The sequence below is a fragment of the Mesorhizobium sp. M0029 genome (assembly GCF_040323735.1).
Classification (GTDB): Bacteria; Pseudomonadota; Alphaproteobacteria; order Rhizobiales; family Rhizobiaceae; genus Mesorhizobium.
Genome location: NZ_JAMYVF010000021.1, coordinates 39,171 through 54,042, shown reverse-complemented (window position 1 = coordinate 54,042; position 14,872 = coordinate 39,171). Strand labels below are relative to the sequence as shown.

The 14,872-nt window shown below is 62.3% G+C and carries 20 protein-coding genes, 1 tRNA gene and 1 pseudogene; 9 read left to right on the top strand and 13 right to left on the bottom strand.

Annotation, left to right across the window (positions count from 1 at the left end; translation table 11 throughout):
- The first annotated feature begins 97 nt into the window (after positions 1–97).
- Positions 98–174: transfer RNA gene (locus NKJ76_RS26955), tRNA-Pro, on the top strand.
- A 51-nt stretch (positions 175–225) separates the two neighbouring features.
- On the opposite strand, the gene NKJ76_RS26950 is transcribed toward NKJ76_RS26955, so the two are convergent.
- Positions 226–687, bottom strand: a complete 462-nt coding sequence (locus NKJ76_RS26950; RefSeq protein WP_023689490.1) for a YbaK/EbsC family protein — start codon at positions 685–687, stop codon at positions 226–228.
- Between the two features lie 244 nt (positions 688–931).
- On the opposite strand from NKJ76_RS26950, the gene NKJ76_RS26945 reads away from it, so the two are divergent.
- Positions 932–1,384, top strand: coding sequence for a cupin domain-containing protein (locus NKJ76_RS26945; RefSeq protein WP_023743606.1), 453 nt, complete (start codon positions 932–934; stop codon positions 1,382–1,384).
- 77 nt (positions 1,385–1,461) lie between these two features.
- Here NKJ76_RS26945 and NKJ76_RS26940 read toward each other — a convergent pair whose 3' ends face one another.
- A complete protein-coding gene (locus NKJ76_RS26940; protein ID WP_023682373.1) occupies positions 1,462–1,755 on the bottom strand; it encodes a helix-turn-helix domain-containing protein in 294 nt (97 codons plus the stop codon).
- A gap of 297 nt (positions 1,756–2,052) precedes the next feature.
- Here NKJ76_RS26940 and NKJ76_RS26935 point away from each other — a divergent pair.
- Both NKJ76_RS26935 and NKJ76_RS26930 read left to right on the top strand, forming a co-directional pair.
- Positions 2,053–2,667, top strand: a pseudogene (locus NKJ76_RS26935) (hypothetical protein).
- Positions 2,668–2,828: 161 nt separating this feature from the next.
- Entirely contained in the window at positions 2,829–3,026 is a 198-nt protein-coding gene (locus tag NKJ76_RS26930) for a hypothetical protein (RefSeq protein WP_352538778.1), read from the top strand.
- Between the two features lie 234 nt (positions 3,027–3,260).
- On the opposite strand, the gene NKJ76_RS26925 is transcribed toward NKJ76_RS26930, so the two are convergent.
- On the bottom strand, positions 3,261–3,464 hold the full coding sequence (locus NKJ76_RS26925) for a hypothetical protein (protein WP_023669377.1): 204 nt from the start codon (positions 3,462–3,464) through the stop codon (positions 3,261–3,263).
- 413 nt (positions 3,465–3,877) lie between these two features.
- On the opposite strand from NKJ76_RS26925, the gene NKJ76_RS26920 reads away from it, so the two are divergent.
- Positions 3,878–4,147, top strand: coding sequence for a hypothetical protein (locus tag NKJ76_RS26920; protein ID WP_023669376.1), 270 nt, complete (start codon positions 3,878–3,880; stop codon positions 4,145–4,147).
- 73 nt (positions 4,148–4,220) lie between these two features.
- Here the strand turns inward: NKJ76_RS26920 and NKJ76_RS26915 are convergent, their stop codons facing one another.
- The 7 genes from NKJ76_RS26915 to NKJ76_RS26885 form a co-directional block, all read right to left on the bottom strand.
- On the bottom strand, positions 4,221–4,523 hold the full coding sequence (locus NKJ76_RS26915; protein ID WP_023705060.1) for a hypothetical protein: 303 nt from the start codon (positions 4,521–4,523) through the stop codon (positions 4,221–4,223).
- Positions 4,524–4,607: 84 nt separating this feature from the next.
- Positions 4,608–5,150, bottom strand: a complete 543-nt coding sequence (locus NKJ76_RS26910; protein ID WP_352538777.1) for a MerR family transcriptional regulator — start codon at positions 5,148–5,150, stop codon at positions 4,608–4,610.
- Positions 5,151–5,284: 134 nt separating this feature from the next.
- Positions 5,285–5,608, bottom strand: coding sequence for an integration host factor subunit alpha (locus tag NKJ76_RS26905; RefSeq protein ID WP_006201891.1), 324 nt, complete (start codon positions 5,606–5,608; stop codon positions 5,285–5,287).
- 104 nt (positions 5,609–5,712) lie between these two features.
- Complete coding sequence (locus NKJ76_RS26900) at positions 5,713–6,684, bottom strand: beta-ketoacyl-ACP synthase III (RefSeq protein ID WP_023705061.1); 972 nt, start codon at positions 6,682–6,684, stop codon at positions 5,713–5,715.
- Positions 6,685–6,693: 9 nt separating this feature from the next.
- Positions 6,694–7,764 carry a phosphate acyltransferase PlsX gene (gene plsX, locus NKJ76_RS26895; RefSeq protein ID WP_023689496.1) on the bottom strand — a complete coding sequence of 357 codons (1,071 nt, stop codon included), beginning with the start codon at positions 7,762–7,764 and terminating at the stop codon, positions 6,694–6,696.
- A gap of 146 nt (positions 7,765–7,910) precedes the next feature.
- Positions 7,911–8,459 (bottom strand): YceD family protein, encoded by a 549-nt coding sequence (locus NKJ76_RS26890; RefSeq protein ID WP_023669370.1) that lies wholly within the window; start codon positions 8,457–8,459, stop codon positions 7,911–7,913.
- 15 nt (positions 8,460–8,474) lie between these two features.
- On the bottom strand, positions 8,475–9,017 hold the full coding sequence (locus tag NKJ76_RS26885; RefSeq protein ID WP_352538776.1) for a ubiquinol-cytochrome C chaperone family protein: 543 nt from the start codon (positions 9,015–9,017) through the stop codon (positions 8,475–8,477).
- A gap of 115 nt (positions 9,018–9,132) precedes the next feature.
- Here NKJ76_RS26885 and NKJ76_RS26880 point away from each other — a divergent pair, with 115 nt between their 5' ends.
- Positions 9,133–9,645 (top strand): outer membrane protein assembly factor BamE, encoded by a 513-nt coding sequence (locus NKJ76_RS26880; RefSeq protein ID WP_023669368.1) that lies wholly within the window; start codon positions 9,133–9,135, stop codon positions 9,643–9,645.
- A 100-nt stretch (positions 9,646–9,745) separates the two neighbouring features.
- On the opposite strand, the gene NKJ76_RS26875 is transcribed toward NKJ76_RS26880, so the two are convergent.
- Entirely contained in the window at positions 9,746–10,786 is a 1,041-nt protein-coding gene (locus tag NKJ76_RS26875; protein ID WP_352538775.1) for a helix-turn-helix domain-containing protein, read from the bottom strand.
- A 209-nt stretch (positions 10,787–10,995) separates the two neighbouring features.
- On the opposite strand from NKJ76_RS26875, the gene NKJ76_RS26870 reads away from it, so the two are divergent.
- The gene (locus NKJ76_RS26870; RefSeq protein ID WP_023730859.1) at positions 10,996–11,910 is read left to right on the top strand and encodes a LysR substrate-binding domain-containing protein; all 915 of its coding nucleotides are present in this window, start codon (positions 10,996–10,998) and stop codon (positions 11,908–11,910) included.
- Between the two features lie 26 nt (positions 11,911–11,936).
- On the opposite strand, the gene NKJ76_RS26865 is transcribed toward NKJ76_RS26870, so the two are convergent.
- The gene (locus tag NKJ76_RS26865; protein WP_352538774.1) at positions 11,937–12,488 is read right to left on the bottom strand and encodes a hypothetical protein; all 552 of its coding nucleotides are present in this window, start codon (positions 12,486–12,488) and stop codon (positions 11,937–11,939) included.
- Between the two features lie 75 nt (positions 12,489–12,563).
- The gene (locus NKJ76_RS26860) at positions 12,564–13,025 is read right to left on the bottom strand and encodes an anthrone oxygenase family protein (RefSeq protein WP_023747589.1); all 462 of its coding nucleotides are present in this window, start codon (positions 13,023–13,025) and stop codon (positions 12,564–12,566) included.
- Between the two features lie 301 nt (positions 13,026–13,326).
- Between NKJ76_RS26860 and NKJ76_RS26855 the strand changes: the two genes are divergently transcribed.
- Both NKJ76_RS26855 and NKJ76_RS26850 read left to right on the top strand, forming a co-directional pair.
- Complete coding sequence (locus tag NKJ76_RS26855; protein ID WP_245259899.1) at positions 13,327–13,872, top strand: dTDP-4-dehydrorhamnose 3,5-epimerase family protein; 546 nt, start codon at positions 13,327–13,329, stop codon at positions 13,870–13,872.
- A gap of 1 nt (position 13,873) precedes the next feature.
- The gene (locus tag NKJ76_RS26850; protein ID WP_023747588.1) at positions 13,874–14,872 is read left to right on the top strand and encodes a glycosyltransferase family 2 protein; all 999 of its coding nucleotides are present in this window, start codon (positions 13,874–13,876) and stop codon (positions 14,870–14,872) included.

Sequence of the window (14,872 nt, the reverse complement as noted above, 5' to 3'; positions counted from 1 at the left end):
TTGCGGCGACAAGGCCGAATGCTGGCGACTTTCAGGCCCGGCGCGCCGTTTTAGCGCTTGCACCATACCCCTTGAAAATATATGGCTTTGCGCGGTCCGGAGTGTAGCGCAGCCCGGTAGCGCACTTGACTGGGGGTCAAGGGGTCGTCGGTTCGAATCCGGCCACTCCGACCATTTTTAGACAGGACTTGCCCCCAAAGGTCCTGCTTCTCAAATCACCAACATTCATCCTTGGCAGACGTCGACCCATTCGGCGCCGACAATCTGTGCCATGCGCTGCGGGCTGAGCCTTACAGCGGCGTTGGTGGCGCCGGCGGCGGGCACGACTTCATCGAAGGCGCGCAGCGAGACGTCGCAATAGACCGGCAGCGGCGCCGGCAGGCCGAATGGGCAGACGCCGCCGACGGGATGGCTGGTAATCGCGACAACCTCGTCGGCGTCAAGCATGCGCGGCTTGCCGCCGAAACGGTCCTTGAATTTGCGGTTGTCGAGCCTCGACATGCCGCCGGCCACGATCAGCATGGTCTCACCGCCGACGCGCAGGCAGATGGTCTTGGCGATCTGCGCCGGCTCCACGCCATGCGCCTCAGCCGCCAGCGCCACCGTCGCGGAACTCGCTTCGGTGACGAGCACTTCGACATCGGGCGCATGGGCAGCCAGGAAGGCGCGCACGGATTCAAGGCTCATCTCGGCATTGTCCCATTCGAAAACGGTTAGCGTTCACACTGGATAGCTTCACGCTCGGTCGGCGGCAACCTCCCCGCCCCTCGACGGCTGCAGCGATACCAGGCCAGGCGGGTCGCGCCGCATGTCAGCAACGCAAGGCGCATCCCCCGTGCGGGAGATGTGTTCGGGCTGCTGCCTTGGTAGGTCGCAATGGATCAGGGCCGGCGCTGATGCTGTGCTCCCACGACCAACCGGAGAGATCATCATGCTCAAGCTCGCCTCGGCTCTGGCGCTGCTGCTTATCGGGACGGCGCCGCTGCTTGCCGACGACATGCCGATAAACGCGGACGCCATCAAATGGGGCCCTGCTCCTGCTGTCTTGCCCGCCGGCGCGGACATGGCTGTCATCGCCGGGGACCCCTCGACGGATGGCATCTACGTGCTGCGGTTGAAGCTGCCGGCCGGCTACAGGATTGCCGCGCACAACCATCCCACCTCGGAATATGTGACGGTGATTTCCGGCAATTTTCATATCGGCATGGGCGACAAGCTCGACGAGACCAAGGGCATCGAACTGACCGCCGGCGGCTTCGGCGTAGCCCCACAGGGAATGAACCATTACGCCTGGACGACAAGCGCTACGATCGTCCAGGTTCATGGCGAGGGGCCGTTCGCGATCACCTACGTCAACCCGGCGGACGATCCGAGCAAGAAGTGACATTCGCCGTTGGGCGAATGCAACAAGCCCGCCAGGGCAAACCATGGCGGGCTTGTTGAACGACGCTTGGCCGTTGTTTATGAAACGGACCGGTTTTCCACAGGCGCCGTGGGCGCCGGGGCATCGATCAGGGCCGTTTCCGGCAATTGCAATGCTGCGGCGATCCGGCGAAGTTTCGTCGGATCGGTGTCCTTGCCGCTCTCTATGTCGGCAATCTCGCTGGTCGACAGACCGCAGGTCAGGGAAAGCTCTTCAATACTGTATCCCTTTGTCTCCCGGATGGCTTTGAGGCCGGGGTGCTCGAGTGCAACATCGGCCGCAACATCGGCCGCCAGCCTGGAGAAGGGTTCGTGTTTTGCAGTTTGGGGCATTGGCAACTCCATGGGGCTAAAGAGTTTTGGATCAAATGATAGGGTGTTGCCTGAGAGCCGGGACAATGCCCGCTTGACGGCGATTTGCCAAGGCCCAAACCGACCGTCACACCATCGTGAACCGGCGTCCAAAACCGCAGGCGCCAGGGCACATATAGGATCTCCGCCCCGATCTCCCAATCAAGTTCTTTTGAAGGGCCGCAGGCCGAAGTGTTCAGCGGTTTTGCGCCGCTCGCGCGTTAGCCTGATGTTGCTGGCAGCCGCATCGGGCCAGCTTTTCCCAAGAGGATCAGATCCATGACATTCAAGACATCAGCCATCGTGCTCGCCACGATTTCAGGCCTCGCTGGCGCGAGCATGGTCGCGGCGCAAGCCGCCGAGGCCGTGCGCATTCGCGGCACGGTGACCGCCTTTGCCGGAGCGACGCTGACGGTGAAGACCCGCGAAGGCGCTACCGACGCCATCGCGCTGGCTGAAGGGTGGAAGATTTCCGGCGTCGCCAAGGCGGATGCCGGGGGATATCAAGCAAGGCGATTTCCTCGGCATTGCCTCTGTTTCGAAGGCCATGGCGGCAGCGGCGCGCTCGAGGTGGTGATCTTCCCGGCCGCGCTGAAGGGCGCTGGCGAAGGCGACCGCCCGTGGGATCTCGAGCCCAACAGCCGGATGACCAACGGCACGGTCGCCGATGTCACCGAGATTGCAGGTCGCACGGTGACGCTGACCTACGACAATGGCCAGAAAAAGCAGATCGCGATCCCGCAGACGACGCCGGTGGTGACCTTCGCGCCGGCGACGCCCGCCGACCTCAAGCCTGGCGCTGTGGTGTTCGTCAACGCCGAGCGCGGCAGTGACGGCAAGCTAACCGCGGGCCGGGTCGTTGTCGGCACCAACGGCGTCATTCCGCCGATGTAAGTTGCCGACGAAGCCGCCAGACACAATCCAGAAACAAAATTCTACAGTCCGGAAAAACTGTCGAAAAGTTCGGAGGCGATAGTCATGACTGCGGGGTTCACCGGGACCGATCTTGCTCGGTGACGGTCAAATTCAGCCCGCGCAGAAAAGGAAACGAAGTCATGAAGAAGTCCCTCCTGTCGGCTCTCGGGCTGGCTTTTGCCCTGGCTGTCTCTCTGCCCCTCATCGGCGCCAGCAGCGCCGACGCAGCATCGCTGCACAAGAAGCATCACCATCATCATCATCACAACAAGCATCACCGCCATCACCATCACCACCACCACCACCACCACAACAAGGTGGAGGCCAAGAAGGCCTGACACGGCCGACTTGCCCAACGGGAAGGCTGGCCCTGGAGTCCTCGCCAAGGCCGCCTTCCCGTTGGTTTTTGCCAGGCGACATGTGGAAAAGCTGAAGGCAGGATTCGATGGCGCCGATGCGCCAGAACGCGAGCAACCACAGCGCACCCCAACGAACGTATCAGGCGCAAGGCCGACAACACAGCGGTTGCCAGTTGCAGGACACCACGGGTCTCTCAATGCTGTCGGAACCCGCTAGGACGGCGCCGCGAACGCGAGCACTATTGCGATCAAAATCAAAAGCGGTCCCATCCATTTGAAATGCTTCGCGACCTGCAGCCACCATGGCTGCTGACCTTTCTGGGCCTGAAAAGGACTTTGGAGCAGCCCAAAACCAACGCCTGTCATCCACAGCCCAGCGCAGAACATGATGAACTCGTCGATGTAATTTGCGACCACGCCCGTCTCCTCCGCCGGTACCTTTGGACTGGCGTTATAGTCGCAGCCGGGAGTGGCAGAAAGCGCGGTGCCAAGTGGCGGCAATGACTGCTGCCGCGACCTGACAAGAGCCGGGCGCGGACTCGGTCTTGGCCGGCCATTTGGGCACGCCACGGTGTGACCTTCGCATGGGATGCCGCGCCGCTACCTCAGCGGCCTTCACGCGAAAATGCATGGTCGATGCCGGCCCCGCCAGGCGCCGTCCGTTGGCGAAGGCTAAAAATCGACGTCGCGAAAAAACGCGAAGAAAATTCGAACCACGCATGAACCTTTGCTTTGGAGGCCGCACTAACCGGCATGGACGCCGAGAAGGCGATCCCAACACAGAAGGACGCCATGGTGGCGATCCTCGATCCAGAGAAGGAAATGCTCAAATGACCAACTTCAAGCGCATCACGCTCGCCGCGGCCCTCATCGTCTCGGCCTTCGGTTCGGCTTCCGTTCCGACCTCGGCTTTCGCCAACGGCACGCATCCCACGGGCGACGGCGGCGCGGTTTGCAAGGGCTCCGGTCATTGCCTGGTGCTCTCGATCGAGTGCAAAGGCACCTATACCGACGCCACGGACAAGAATGGCACTGTCTATGGCAAGTGCAGCCAGACCGCGCAGGTTTCGCCGCAGGCCAAGATCAAGCTCGCCAAGTAATCGGCCGCAGATCAGGGAAATGGCGGTCGTCCGCGGGACGGCCGCCATTTTCTTTTTGTTTTCGTGAATTGTTTTAGCGCCGGCTGAGCAACAAGCTGGCGAGAAGGCCGACCACGACTAACCCAACAGCAGCGGCTGTTGCCGGACGATCGCGCGCCGTCTTTTCGATCGCCCTGCCCTGCTTCCTGATCGCCGGCAGCGCATCGCTGACAAGGTCGGCAAGCTGCCCATAATAGTCCGAAGCGGCATCGCGCCCGTCCTCGTAGTAAGCACCGCCGCGTTTGGCCACGACTTTGCGCAAGGCGGCGAGCTCTTTGGAAAGGGTCGCGACCTGCTTTTCGAGATCGAGATCGGAGAGGGTCGAAAGCGATGCCATGATTGTTTTCCTTCTTTTTGAGAGAAGGCCAAACGCATGGCCGCAGAACCGGTTCCGGTCTGCTTGCCCGAGGCAGCGGAAAGGTTAGCGCACCTGGTCGAGCAGGCGCTTGCACTCCAGGAGGTCAAACAGCGCCTCCTGCAGCAAGGCCCGGTTGTCGCGCGACAGTTTCGATGCGCCGGGCTGGACCGGACCTTCCTCCTCGGTCTTGCCCAGGCCGAAAAAGCGGCGGCTGGGTTTTACCTTGGGCTGGCCGACCAGCATCTCGTCATCCATGCCGCGCGGCTGGGCGGCTGGCGTCAGCGGCACCTGATCGGCCTGCCTGCGCTGCGAGATCGCTTCGACGGCAGCCATGTCGCCATTGCCGATGGCGACCAGGAAATGGTTGCCGTTCTCGCGCAGCAGTTTCAGCACGCCCTTGATCGTGTAACCCTGGTCGTAGAGCATGTGGCGGATGCCCTTGATCAGTTCGACATCCTGTGGCCGGTAGTAGCGGCGGCCGCCGCCGCGCTTCATCGGCTTGATCTGGTTGAAACGGGTTTCCCAGAAGCGCAGCACGTGCTGCGGCAGATCGAGATCCTCCGCGACCTCGCTGATGGTGCGGAAAGCGTCGGGGCTCTTGTCCATGGGCGAAATCCTCACGCTGGACGGCGATCCGGCCCAGTCTGCCGAATCGGGTATCATTTCAGCGGTTTATGAAACAATATTCAAGCCCGGCGTCAAAACGGCCCGGCGTTTTCAACCGAAGCCTGCGGCAGAACCTATTTGCCGCCCTTGGCCTTGCTGTTCTGGTGCGAGCGCAGGATACGGCTTTTCAGCACGTTCGACGACTTGAAGGTCATCACCCGGCGCGGCAGGATCGGCACTTCCTCGCCGGTCTTGGGATTGCGGCCGATGCGTTCGTTCTTGGAACGGACGTGGAAGGTGGCGAAGGACGACAGCTTCACCGTCTCGCCGCGTACGATGGCTTCACAGATTTCGTCCAGCACCGCTTCGACGAGTTCTGCCGATTCAGTGCGTGACAAGCCGACCTTACGGTAAACAGCTTCGGCAAGGTCGGCGCGCGTAAGTGTCTTTCCCCCCATGCGACCGTCCCATCAGTTCAAAAAACATAAATCGATACAGGTAAAGGCAGAGCCTAAGTAATTGATCCGGCAAGGTCAAGGACCGAAACCGGACCGTTCGGCACTTACCAGCGAACGAGAACCGCGCCCCAGGTGAAGCCGCCGCCCATCGCTTCCAGGAGCACGAGATCACCCTTCTTGATGCGACCGTCGGCGACAGCCACCGAAAGCGCCAGCGGCACGGAAGCAGCCGAGGTGTTACCGTGCAAATCGACGGTGACCACCACCTTTTGCTCTGCAATCCCGAGCTTCTTGGCCGAAGCGTCAATAATGCGTTTATTGGCCTGATGCGGCACGAACCAGTCGAGGTCGCCGGCGGTTATGCCGGCCTGCGAAAACGTCGCCTCGATGACATCGGTGATCATGCCGACGGCGTGCTTGAACACTTCGCGGCCTTCCATCCTGAGATGGCCGACCGTGCCGGTGGTCGAGGGACCGCCATCGACGAAAAGCTTGTCCTTGTGGGCGCCGTCGGAGCGCAGGCTCATCGCCAGCACGCCACGGTCGGCAATGCCGCCGGTGCCCTCATCCGCTTCCAGCACCAGCGCGCCGGCGCCGTCGCCGAACAAGACGCAGGTCGAGCGGTCGCTCCAGTCGAGGATGCGAGAAAAGGTCTCCGCGCCGATCACCAGCACGCGCTTGGCGAGGCCGCCTCTGATGTAGAGGTCGGCGGTGGTCACCGCATAGACGAAGCCCGAGCACACCGCCTGCAGGTCGAAGGCAAAGCCGTGATGCATGCCGAGCCGGTTCTGGATCTCGACGGCGGTCGCCGGAAAGGTGTTGTTGGGCGTCGAGGTCGCCAGCACGATCAGGTCGATGTCGGCAGGCGTAAGACCAGCATTGTCGAGCGCTGCGCGCGCCGCCGCCTCGCCCAGCGACGCCGTCGTCTCGTCATCGGCGGCTATATGACGCTGGCGGATGCCGGTGCGCTGGGCGATCCACTCGTCCGAGGTCTCGACCATGCCTTCGAAATCGGCATTCTTCATGATGCGGCGGGGCAGCGCAGCACCGGTGCCGCGCACGACTGATCTGATCAAAGCTCTTTCCTATTCCTTTTCGTCGACGGTGGCGTCGGATTTCCTGCTTGCCTGGGCATGCGGGTTGCGCGCATGGAACAGGTCGAGATCGGCCTCGATGCGGTCGATCAGATTGTTGCGCACCATGTCATAGCCAAGCTCGATGGCCGCCGCGAAACCGTCCGAATCGGCGCCGCCATGGCTCTTTACCACGATGCCGTTCAGACCCAGGAAAACACCGCCATTGGAGCGGCCCGGATCGAGCTTTTCGCGCAGGCGGTCAAAAGCGCCCCTGGCGAAGACATAGCCGATCCTGGCCATCAGCGTGCGGTTCATCGCGGCGCGCAGATAGCCTGAGATCTGGCGCACAGTGCCTTCTGCCGTCTTGAGCGCGATGTTGCCGGCGAAGCCCTCGGTGACTACCACGTCGACCGTGCCCTTGCCGATGTCGTCACCCTCGACGAAGCCATGATAATTCATCGAGGCCATGTTGGCCTCGCGCAGCATGCGCCCGGCTTCCTTGACCTCTTCCTGTCCCTTGATCTCCTCGACGCCGACATTGAGCAGGCCGACTTTCGGCCGGTCGATGCCGAACACCGAGCGCGCCATGCCGGTGCCGAGAATGGCAAAGTCGATCAGCTGGTGCGCATCGGCGCCGATGGTGGCGCCGACATCCAGCACCACGCTCTCGCCGCGCATCGTGGGCCAGATCGCCGCGATCGCCGGACGATCGATGGTCGCCATCGTGCGCAGGCAGAACTTCGACATCGCCATCAGCGCGCCGGTATTGCCGGCCGAAATGCAGGCCTGCGCGCTGCCACTCTTGACTGCTTCGACAGCCTTCCACATCGACGACTTCCAGCGGCCGTGGCGCAGCGCCTGGCTCGGCTTGTCGTCCATCCTGACCGCGACTTCGCAATGGTGGAACTCGCTGACCTCGGCCAGTTTGGGAAATTTGGCGAGTTCGGGGCGCACCAATTCCTCGCGCCCATATATGACGAAGCGGATGTCGGGACGCCTGACGGCGACCGTCATGAGTGCCGGGATGACCACGTTTGGCCCGTGATCGCCACCCATGGCATCGATGGAAATCCTGATCACGCGGTCTTTATCTCACTAGCTTGGGCCAGGGCACATGGCCCGCGAAAGAAATACTAAACTCGCGAAATTCGGGGCTCGCGAAGGTTCGGCGAAAATAGCGGTTTTGGGCTGCCGCACAACCGGCTTTTCTCCGATCGCTTCGTGTTTTAGGATTTTCCAAGCAAGGATCGCAGCTTTTGCTGGAATTCATTCTCGACGGGCTCGTCCGGGCCGGCGGCATCGAGAGAGGCGCCTGCCTTGCGCGGATAGGGATCGATCGCCAGCCCGAAGAACTGTTCGGCGAGCGCGCCGACGTCGATCGTGTCGCCGGAGAATGTTTCCGGGCCGTCTGGCCCGTCGGCGTCGAGCAGGATCTCGCCGCCGCCTTCGAAACCTTGCCGTCCGAGTTTGGATTGTTCGGGCAAGAACAGCGCCTCGACCTCCTCGTCGATATGGGCCGCGACCGGCTCAAGGGTGACGATGCAGGCCTGGGTGATATCAGCCTCGACGCGGCCGCTGACCTTGACGCCATTGCGCTTCCACGGCGCCACCAAAAGCTCAGCACGGTAGTTTTCGACCGAAAGCAGCTCGTGCTCGCGCGCAAGCATTGCGCGCTGCGCGGCGTCGGCGTCGATCACCACCTGCAAACCTTTGTGCGGCAGGCGGCCGACATTGGCCGCGAATGAGACCGGGCTAGGCGTGTCCACATGTTTCATCTTGGTCTCCCCTCCTCACTCCGCTTTCGCGACCGGAAACGCCACGGCACCGGAAACGATCAATTCGGACGGCTGTGCTTCAAGCTGCCTTGCGGCATCGATTACATAGGACGCCAGCGGCAAGGCTTGCGGCCAGGCGCCGGCATCGGGCCTGACATTGCGCGCCAGGGCGGCAGCAAGCGCGTCGGGGTCGCTGCGTCTCAGCGCGTCGTCATAGGCGGCGGTACGGCCGTAGAACATTTTGGCCAGCCTCTTCATGCGCTTGGGCACGCCGACATCGCCAACGCCCAGTTCCCGCAGCGAATGCTCGACATCGAGAAAGAACTCGTCGATCAGCACCTGCGCGACCTCATGCGCGACGCCCTCTTCGCCGCGCAGCCGGTGCTGAAACAGGAACATGTGCAGCGACAGCATCTCGAAACGGCCGAGCGGCGTATCCGGCACATTCCAGAGGGAATAAAACACGGTCTGCCGCGCCGCCGCCACGATTTGTGCGTAAAGCGCCTCGGTGATAGCGCGGTTGGCATTGCGTTCGCGGCCAAAAAGGCGCTGGAACATTGAGGGTGGTCTCCTGGGGACCGATTGTTTGAATGGGCCTTGTTGCATCGGCAAGCAAGCTGGTTTACCGGTTTTGCCGCCCAGCGCAAGTTGCGGCCAGCTAATGGAGTTGTTGTTGCGCGCGCTGAAATTCAAGTCGACTTTTCTGCCTGGGGCCACCGCCGCGGTTTCGCTGGTGCTGGTGGCCTCCGCGCTGTCGGGCTGCAATTCGTCCAAGATGTTCGGCGACCTTAACCCTAGCGAGACGCTGACGCAGGGCTATGTTATCGACCAGCAAGCGGTCGATTCGGTGCCGGTGGGCTCCAGCCGCGAACAGGTGCTTCTGGCGCTCGGCACGCCATCGACGAAAGCCACCTTCGACAATGAGGCGTTCTATTACATTTCGCAGACGCGCAAGCGCTATGTCGCTTTCGACAAGCCGCGCCTGGTCGACCAGAAAGTGCTCGCGGTCTATTTTGGCGAGGACGGGCGCGTCACCCAGATTGCCAATTACGGTCTGAAGGACGGCAAGATTTTCGACTTTATCTCGCGCACCACGCCGACCGGCGGCAAGGACCAGAACTTCCTCAGCCAGATCATCAAAGGCGCCAGCAAGCTGGCGCCCCCCATTCCTGGCGGCGGCGCCTAAGAAGCGACCGCCTTCCTCAGATTTTTGCTTCCCCCGAAGCGACACCATCTCAGGCGACCAAAAGCCCGCGGGAGCGATCCTGCGGGCTTTTGTTTTGAGGTTATGCGGCCGCAACACCCGTCGCGCTTTGCCGCGCGTGGCCTGTTCGGCCGCCGGGCTCCAGCGAGGCGCGGTGCACAGCCGCACTCTGCCGCGCTTCCGAAGGCGTCATGCCGAAATGCCGGCGGAAGGCGTGGTTGAAGGTCGAGAGATCGCCGAAGCCGGCGTCGAAGGCGATGGCGCCGATGGTGCGGTGTGCCAGGCGCAGGTCGGATAGCTTGCTGCAAACCAGCGCCAGCCGCCGGCCAAGCACGAACTGCGACAGCGAGGTACCCTCACCCTCGAACAGCTTTCTGATATAGCGCGCGCTGACGCGGTGGCGCCCGGCCAGCGCGTCCGACCCGACATCGCCGGAAGCCAGATTGCTTTCGATATCGGCTTTGATGGCGCGCAGCCGCGCGGCGCGTATGCCGCGGCCTGCGGCGACCTCGGTGGCGTCCTGCGTTGCCCCGACCACGACCGCGACAAGGTCCTGTATGTGCTTGGCGGCAAGCCAGCGCAATTCGGACGCGGCCAGGTTCGGCTCCTGCATCAGCAGACGGACATTCCTGGTCAGCAGCAAGAACTTTTCGCCCACGCGTGACATCGGCGTCATCAGGGCGGCATCCGCATTCGCAGCCATGGGCCCGAGCGCTGCCTTGGGGATGGTGATGAAGAGATGATGCGACATCGCCCGCTCGATCACATGCGGATCAGAGGAGGACAGAAGGATTGCCTGGCCGGCCTCGATGCTGGCCTCGCGGCCGAGATGCGAGAAGGTGGCAGCGCCCTCCAGACACATGAAGAAAATGTAATCATCGGTCCCCTTGGCCACGGCGCGGGAACGGATGGTGCGGAAGGCGGTGGTCCTCGAATCGGCAATGCCGACGCCCGGCAGCCGCAGGATGGTCGCGTCGACGGAGAGCTTTTCCTCCGTGACGTTAAAATCCATGTCGGTCACCATCCGGCGCAACAGGTCGCAATAGACGTTTCGCCATTCCGCTCGCGGCCACATGGCGGTCGAAAAGCGCGCATGCGCAAACTCGGGGGGTCGAATAGTCATGGGGTACTCCCAAGCGATTGTCTTCATTTCACTGTCGTTCGTAGTCGAGGCTCGTTCCATGAACGGCCTCTCATTCCGACGGCGGCAATCGGGGGGCAGTGGATGGCTACAATGATTTGCGCACTTGGACAAAAGACTATTTACGAAGCTATGGATGAGCTTAGTTCATTCATGCTAAGAAACCCAGGGGCAGGATAGGGTAACGGCAGATGACAAGACGGCTTCCACAACTGGAATCCATTCGGGCTTTCGAGGTCATTGCCCGGCTGGGCAGCTTCAAGCGCGCCGGCGATGAGCTGAATGTTACGCCAAGCGCGCTCAGCCACCGCATCGCCGATCTCGAAGCCGATCTCGGCGTGCTTCTGTTCACCCGCCATGTCCGCCGCGTCGAACTAACGCTTGAAGGCGAAAGATTGTCCGCGGGCGTGAGACGCGCACTGCTGGAAATCCAGAGCACGATCGCGAGTGTCGCGCGCAACGAGCGCACGAGGCTGAGGGTCACCGCCATTCCTTCGCATGCCGTGCGCTGGCTGGCCCCGCGTCTGCACAGGTTTCGCAAAAAGCATCCCGAAACAGAGATCGACATCAATGCGGATCTTGCAGTCGTCGACCTTTCGCAGCGAACAGTCGACATCGCATTGCGCTTCGGCGGCGGACACTATCCGGCCGTCGAGACCGAATGGCTGATGGCTGATGCGATCTTTCCTGTCGTCAGTCCCGACTATCTCGCCGCCAACGGCCCGGTCAGAGACCAGCACGATGTGCTGCGACTGTTTCGCATCCTCGACACGACGGCCGAAAATGACGAGAGCGGCGCCAATTGGCGCCACTGGTTCGAGAGAAACAATCTGCCGCTGGATACGGTTGGCGACGGCATGAATCTGAACGGCACCTTGTTGGCGGTCGAAGCGGCGGCGAGCGGTCTGGGCGTCGCCATCGCGAGGAAGTCGCTGGTCGAGAGCGATTTGCGCACCGGCAGGCTCGTCCGCCTCCTGACGACGGACATACCGACGAACTGGAACCACTACGTCGTCGTCCACCCGTCCATCTCCGCCTGGGAGCCTGCCAGATCGTTCATCAACTGGCTGAAGGCGGAAGCCGGCGACAACACCGGCGACGGTTGACCTCGGCGGCCGTCTAGGAGCTCTCATCACATCGTATCGGCCATTTGCTCATCCTTGCGGCCCGACTGGTTTGCGGTCTTGGCGGCAAGCGCTGCCGCCATCTGGCTCTCCAGCTCGCGCAGCTTGGCGTCGAGTGTCGCCATGCCGCCCCAGGCGAATGTCGCGCGGTACAGCGGTGCGATCTCGGGCGTCAGGAATTCGACCAGGGTTTCGTCCTCGACCCAGACCTTGAGCACCTTGAACAGGCGGGCATCGATCAGCCCGCTATGCCAGCCCATGCGGGCGGCAATGCCCTGGATGGTTTCGGTCGAATTGGGCGTGCTGAGCAGCACATGCGAGCCGGAGCGCAGGCGCATGTTCGGGTCGAAGCCGATGCCGAGCAGCGCTTGCTGGTCCAGAACCGTGCCGCACGGCAGGATTTCGATCAGCGAGCCGAAATCGTCGCCGAGGCAGACGAACCATGCTCCCTCAGGAAATGGCGGCGACGGCGCACGAACCGCGGTGGCGACAAGCATTTCGGCAAGGACGCTGGCGACGGCCTGCGGATCGCGGGCGTTGAATGAAGCGTGGTGCAGCATGGCAATACTCCTGTTTTCAACGGCGGCTGCCGGCAGAAGTGCCGACCCATGCCGCGGCGTTCCGCGAAAACTGAATCACCGGCTGAGCGTCAGGATGACCGCGGCAAACAAGCAGGCGTATTCGGCCAGTCCAAGCACAAGGCGCAAATTGTGGTTGGCCGCCCAGTTGTCGCGGGTCTGCGCCCAATCATCGGGGATGGTCACCGGCGTCCAGCTCTGCACCTGTTTGTTGAGCGGCACCTGAGTGCTGACGGTGAAGCCAATGTCGATCACCACCAGCGCCGCGGCGACGATGGTCAGGATGCGCGGCAGGCCGGCATCGACCGCAAACATCGCCATCGCCGCGATCAGCACCAGCGTCGTCAGCCTGACGACCGGCATCACCCGGGTAAACGTCCGGTCGCGCATCTGATGCATGGCCATGTACTGGCCGGCGGTAAGATCATCGATGCGAAAATCGTGGATTACGCCCGAGACGTAGATGCCGGCAATAATTCCAGCCAGCGCAAGCGAAGCCGCCATCAAGAAAATGTCCATGTCTTTTCCCTGTCCGAATGTCGTTTCCCTGGCCAAAATCGCCGCAGAGGCGAGCCCGACACCGCGCCTATTGCAATGTCCTGGCCAATGGCCGGGGTATTAAAGCAGGCGGAGGGTCCGGGCTTGGGTAGGATGGAACGATGTTTTGGGCAATGCGGCCCTCCGATTGCGTCGGAAACATCAAGTGCCGTGAGGTCGAAAGCTATCAGCAAACATTGACGCGTACTTGCCAGCGACCGGTCAAATTCGTATCAGACCGTGCTGGCCAATGGCGCATCACGCTGAATTGGGAGGAGCATCCGTGCCGGAAAAAACCCGGACAAAACCGACAGGCTGGATGGCGACCGGAACGGCTGACGGCCAGGTGGTCACGCCTGACTGGATACCCATCGAGCCGGTGGCGATCGATGGCGTGAGGGTCAAGGAGATCAGGCCGGTCGCAACCTCCACCGGCTATCTGACCGAGATCTTTCGCGAGGAGTGGGAGCTCGATTCGGAGCCGGTCGGCCAGGTCTTCCAACGGACCTTGTATGCCGGCGCGGTGACTGGCTGGCATGCACACGCGGTGACCACCGACCGGCTGTTCTGCTGCGTCGGCAGCGTTCGCATTTCGCTGTTTGACGGACGCAAGGCCTCGCCGACCTTCGGCGCCGTCTGGCACAAGATTATCGGCCCGTTGCGCCCGGCGGTCGTCATCATTCCACCCGGAATATGGCACGGTGTTGTTTCGCTCGGAGCGGAGACGGCGGTGCTGCTCAACCTCGTCGACAAGGCCTATGCCTACGATCAGCCCGACCATTGGCGCCTGCCGCCAGACACCGACCACATTCCCTACAGACTGGTGTAGCGTGGAAGCATCTGCGCAGCGCGATCAGGCCGGCGGCGAACCGCTGGTTTCGATCGTGATCGCGACGCACAACCGGCCGGCAGCACTGTGGCAGGCATTGACCAGCGTCATGCGCCAGACGTTGCAAGACTGGGAAGCCTTGGTCATCGGCGACGATTGCAGGCCGGATACGGCGGCCGTTGTCGCTGAATTTGACGATGCCCGCATCGTCTACATCGATCTTCCCGTCAATTTCGGCGAACAGTCCGGTCCCAACAATATCGGCTTTGCCAGGGCGCGTGGCCGCTTCGTCGCCTTGCTCAACCACGACGATCTGTGGTTTCCCGACCATTTGGCGGCGATGACCGGCTGGATCGACGCCTCGGGCGCCGACGTGGTGCTGGCGCGCGGTGCCGTCATCCAGCCGCCGTCGGCGGCCGGCAATCCTGTCAATTCGATCTTCGGGATCGGCAAGGATGGTTTTTACGACCCCGTCACGACGGAAGGATTTGGCTCGGCACACATGTTTCGCCGCGCTTCGTTCAGCCTGCTCGGACCTTGGCGACCCGCCAGCCAGTGCTTTTGCGAAAGCTCGCAGGACTGGCTGTTTCGGGCATGGCGAAAGGGCGCGGTGATCGCGACGATGCCGCACCTCACGGTGATCAAGTTGCATTCCGGCATACGCAAGGGTTCCTATCTCGGCGACAATGCGCAGGAACAGAAGGATCTTCTGGATGCCATGCAGACGCCAGACGCCTTGCGCGTGAAAATCCTTGGCTGCGCGGGCGAACCCATTCGCCTGGCGGCATCGAGTTATCTCAGGCGCAGGCTGATGGCGGCTCTTGGCATCCATCCCCGCGCCCGCGCCTTCCGCCGCAAGTATAAGCGAGGCGCCTTCCTTGCCAAGCTGCGGCGCCTGCGTGGCCTGGCGCCGATGCCTGAGCGCGAACCTGGCGTGAGCGAATTGCTGGATCGCTACAGCAAGCGCGGCGATGCCGGGACCGAGCCGGGTGAGGTCTGA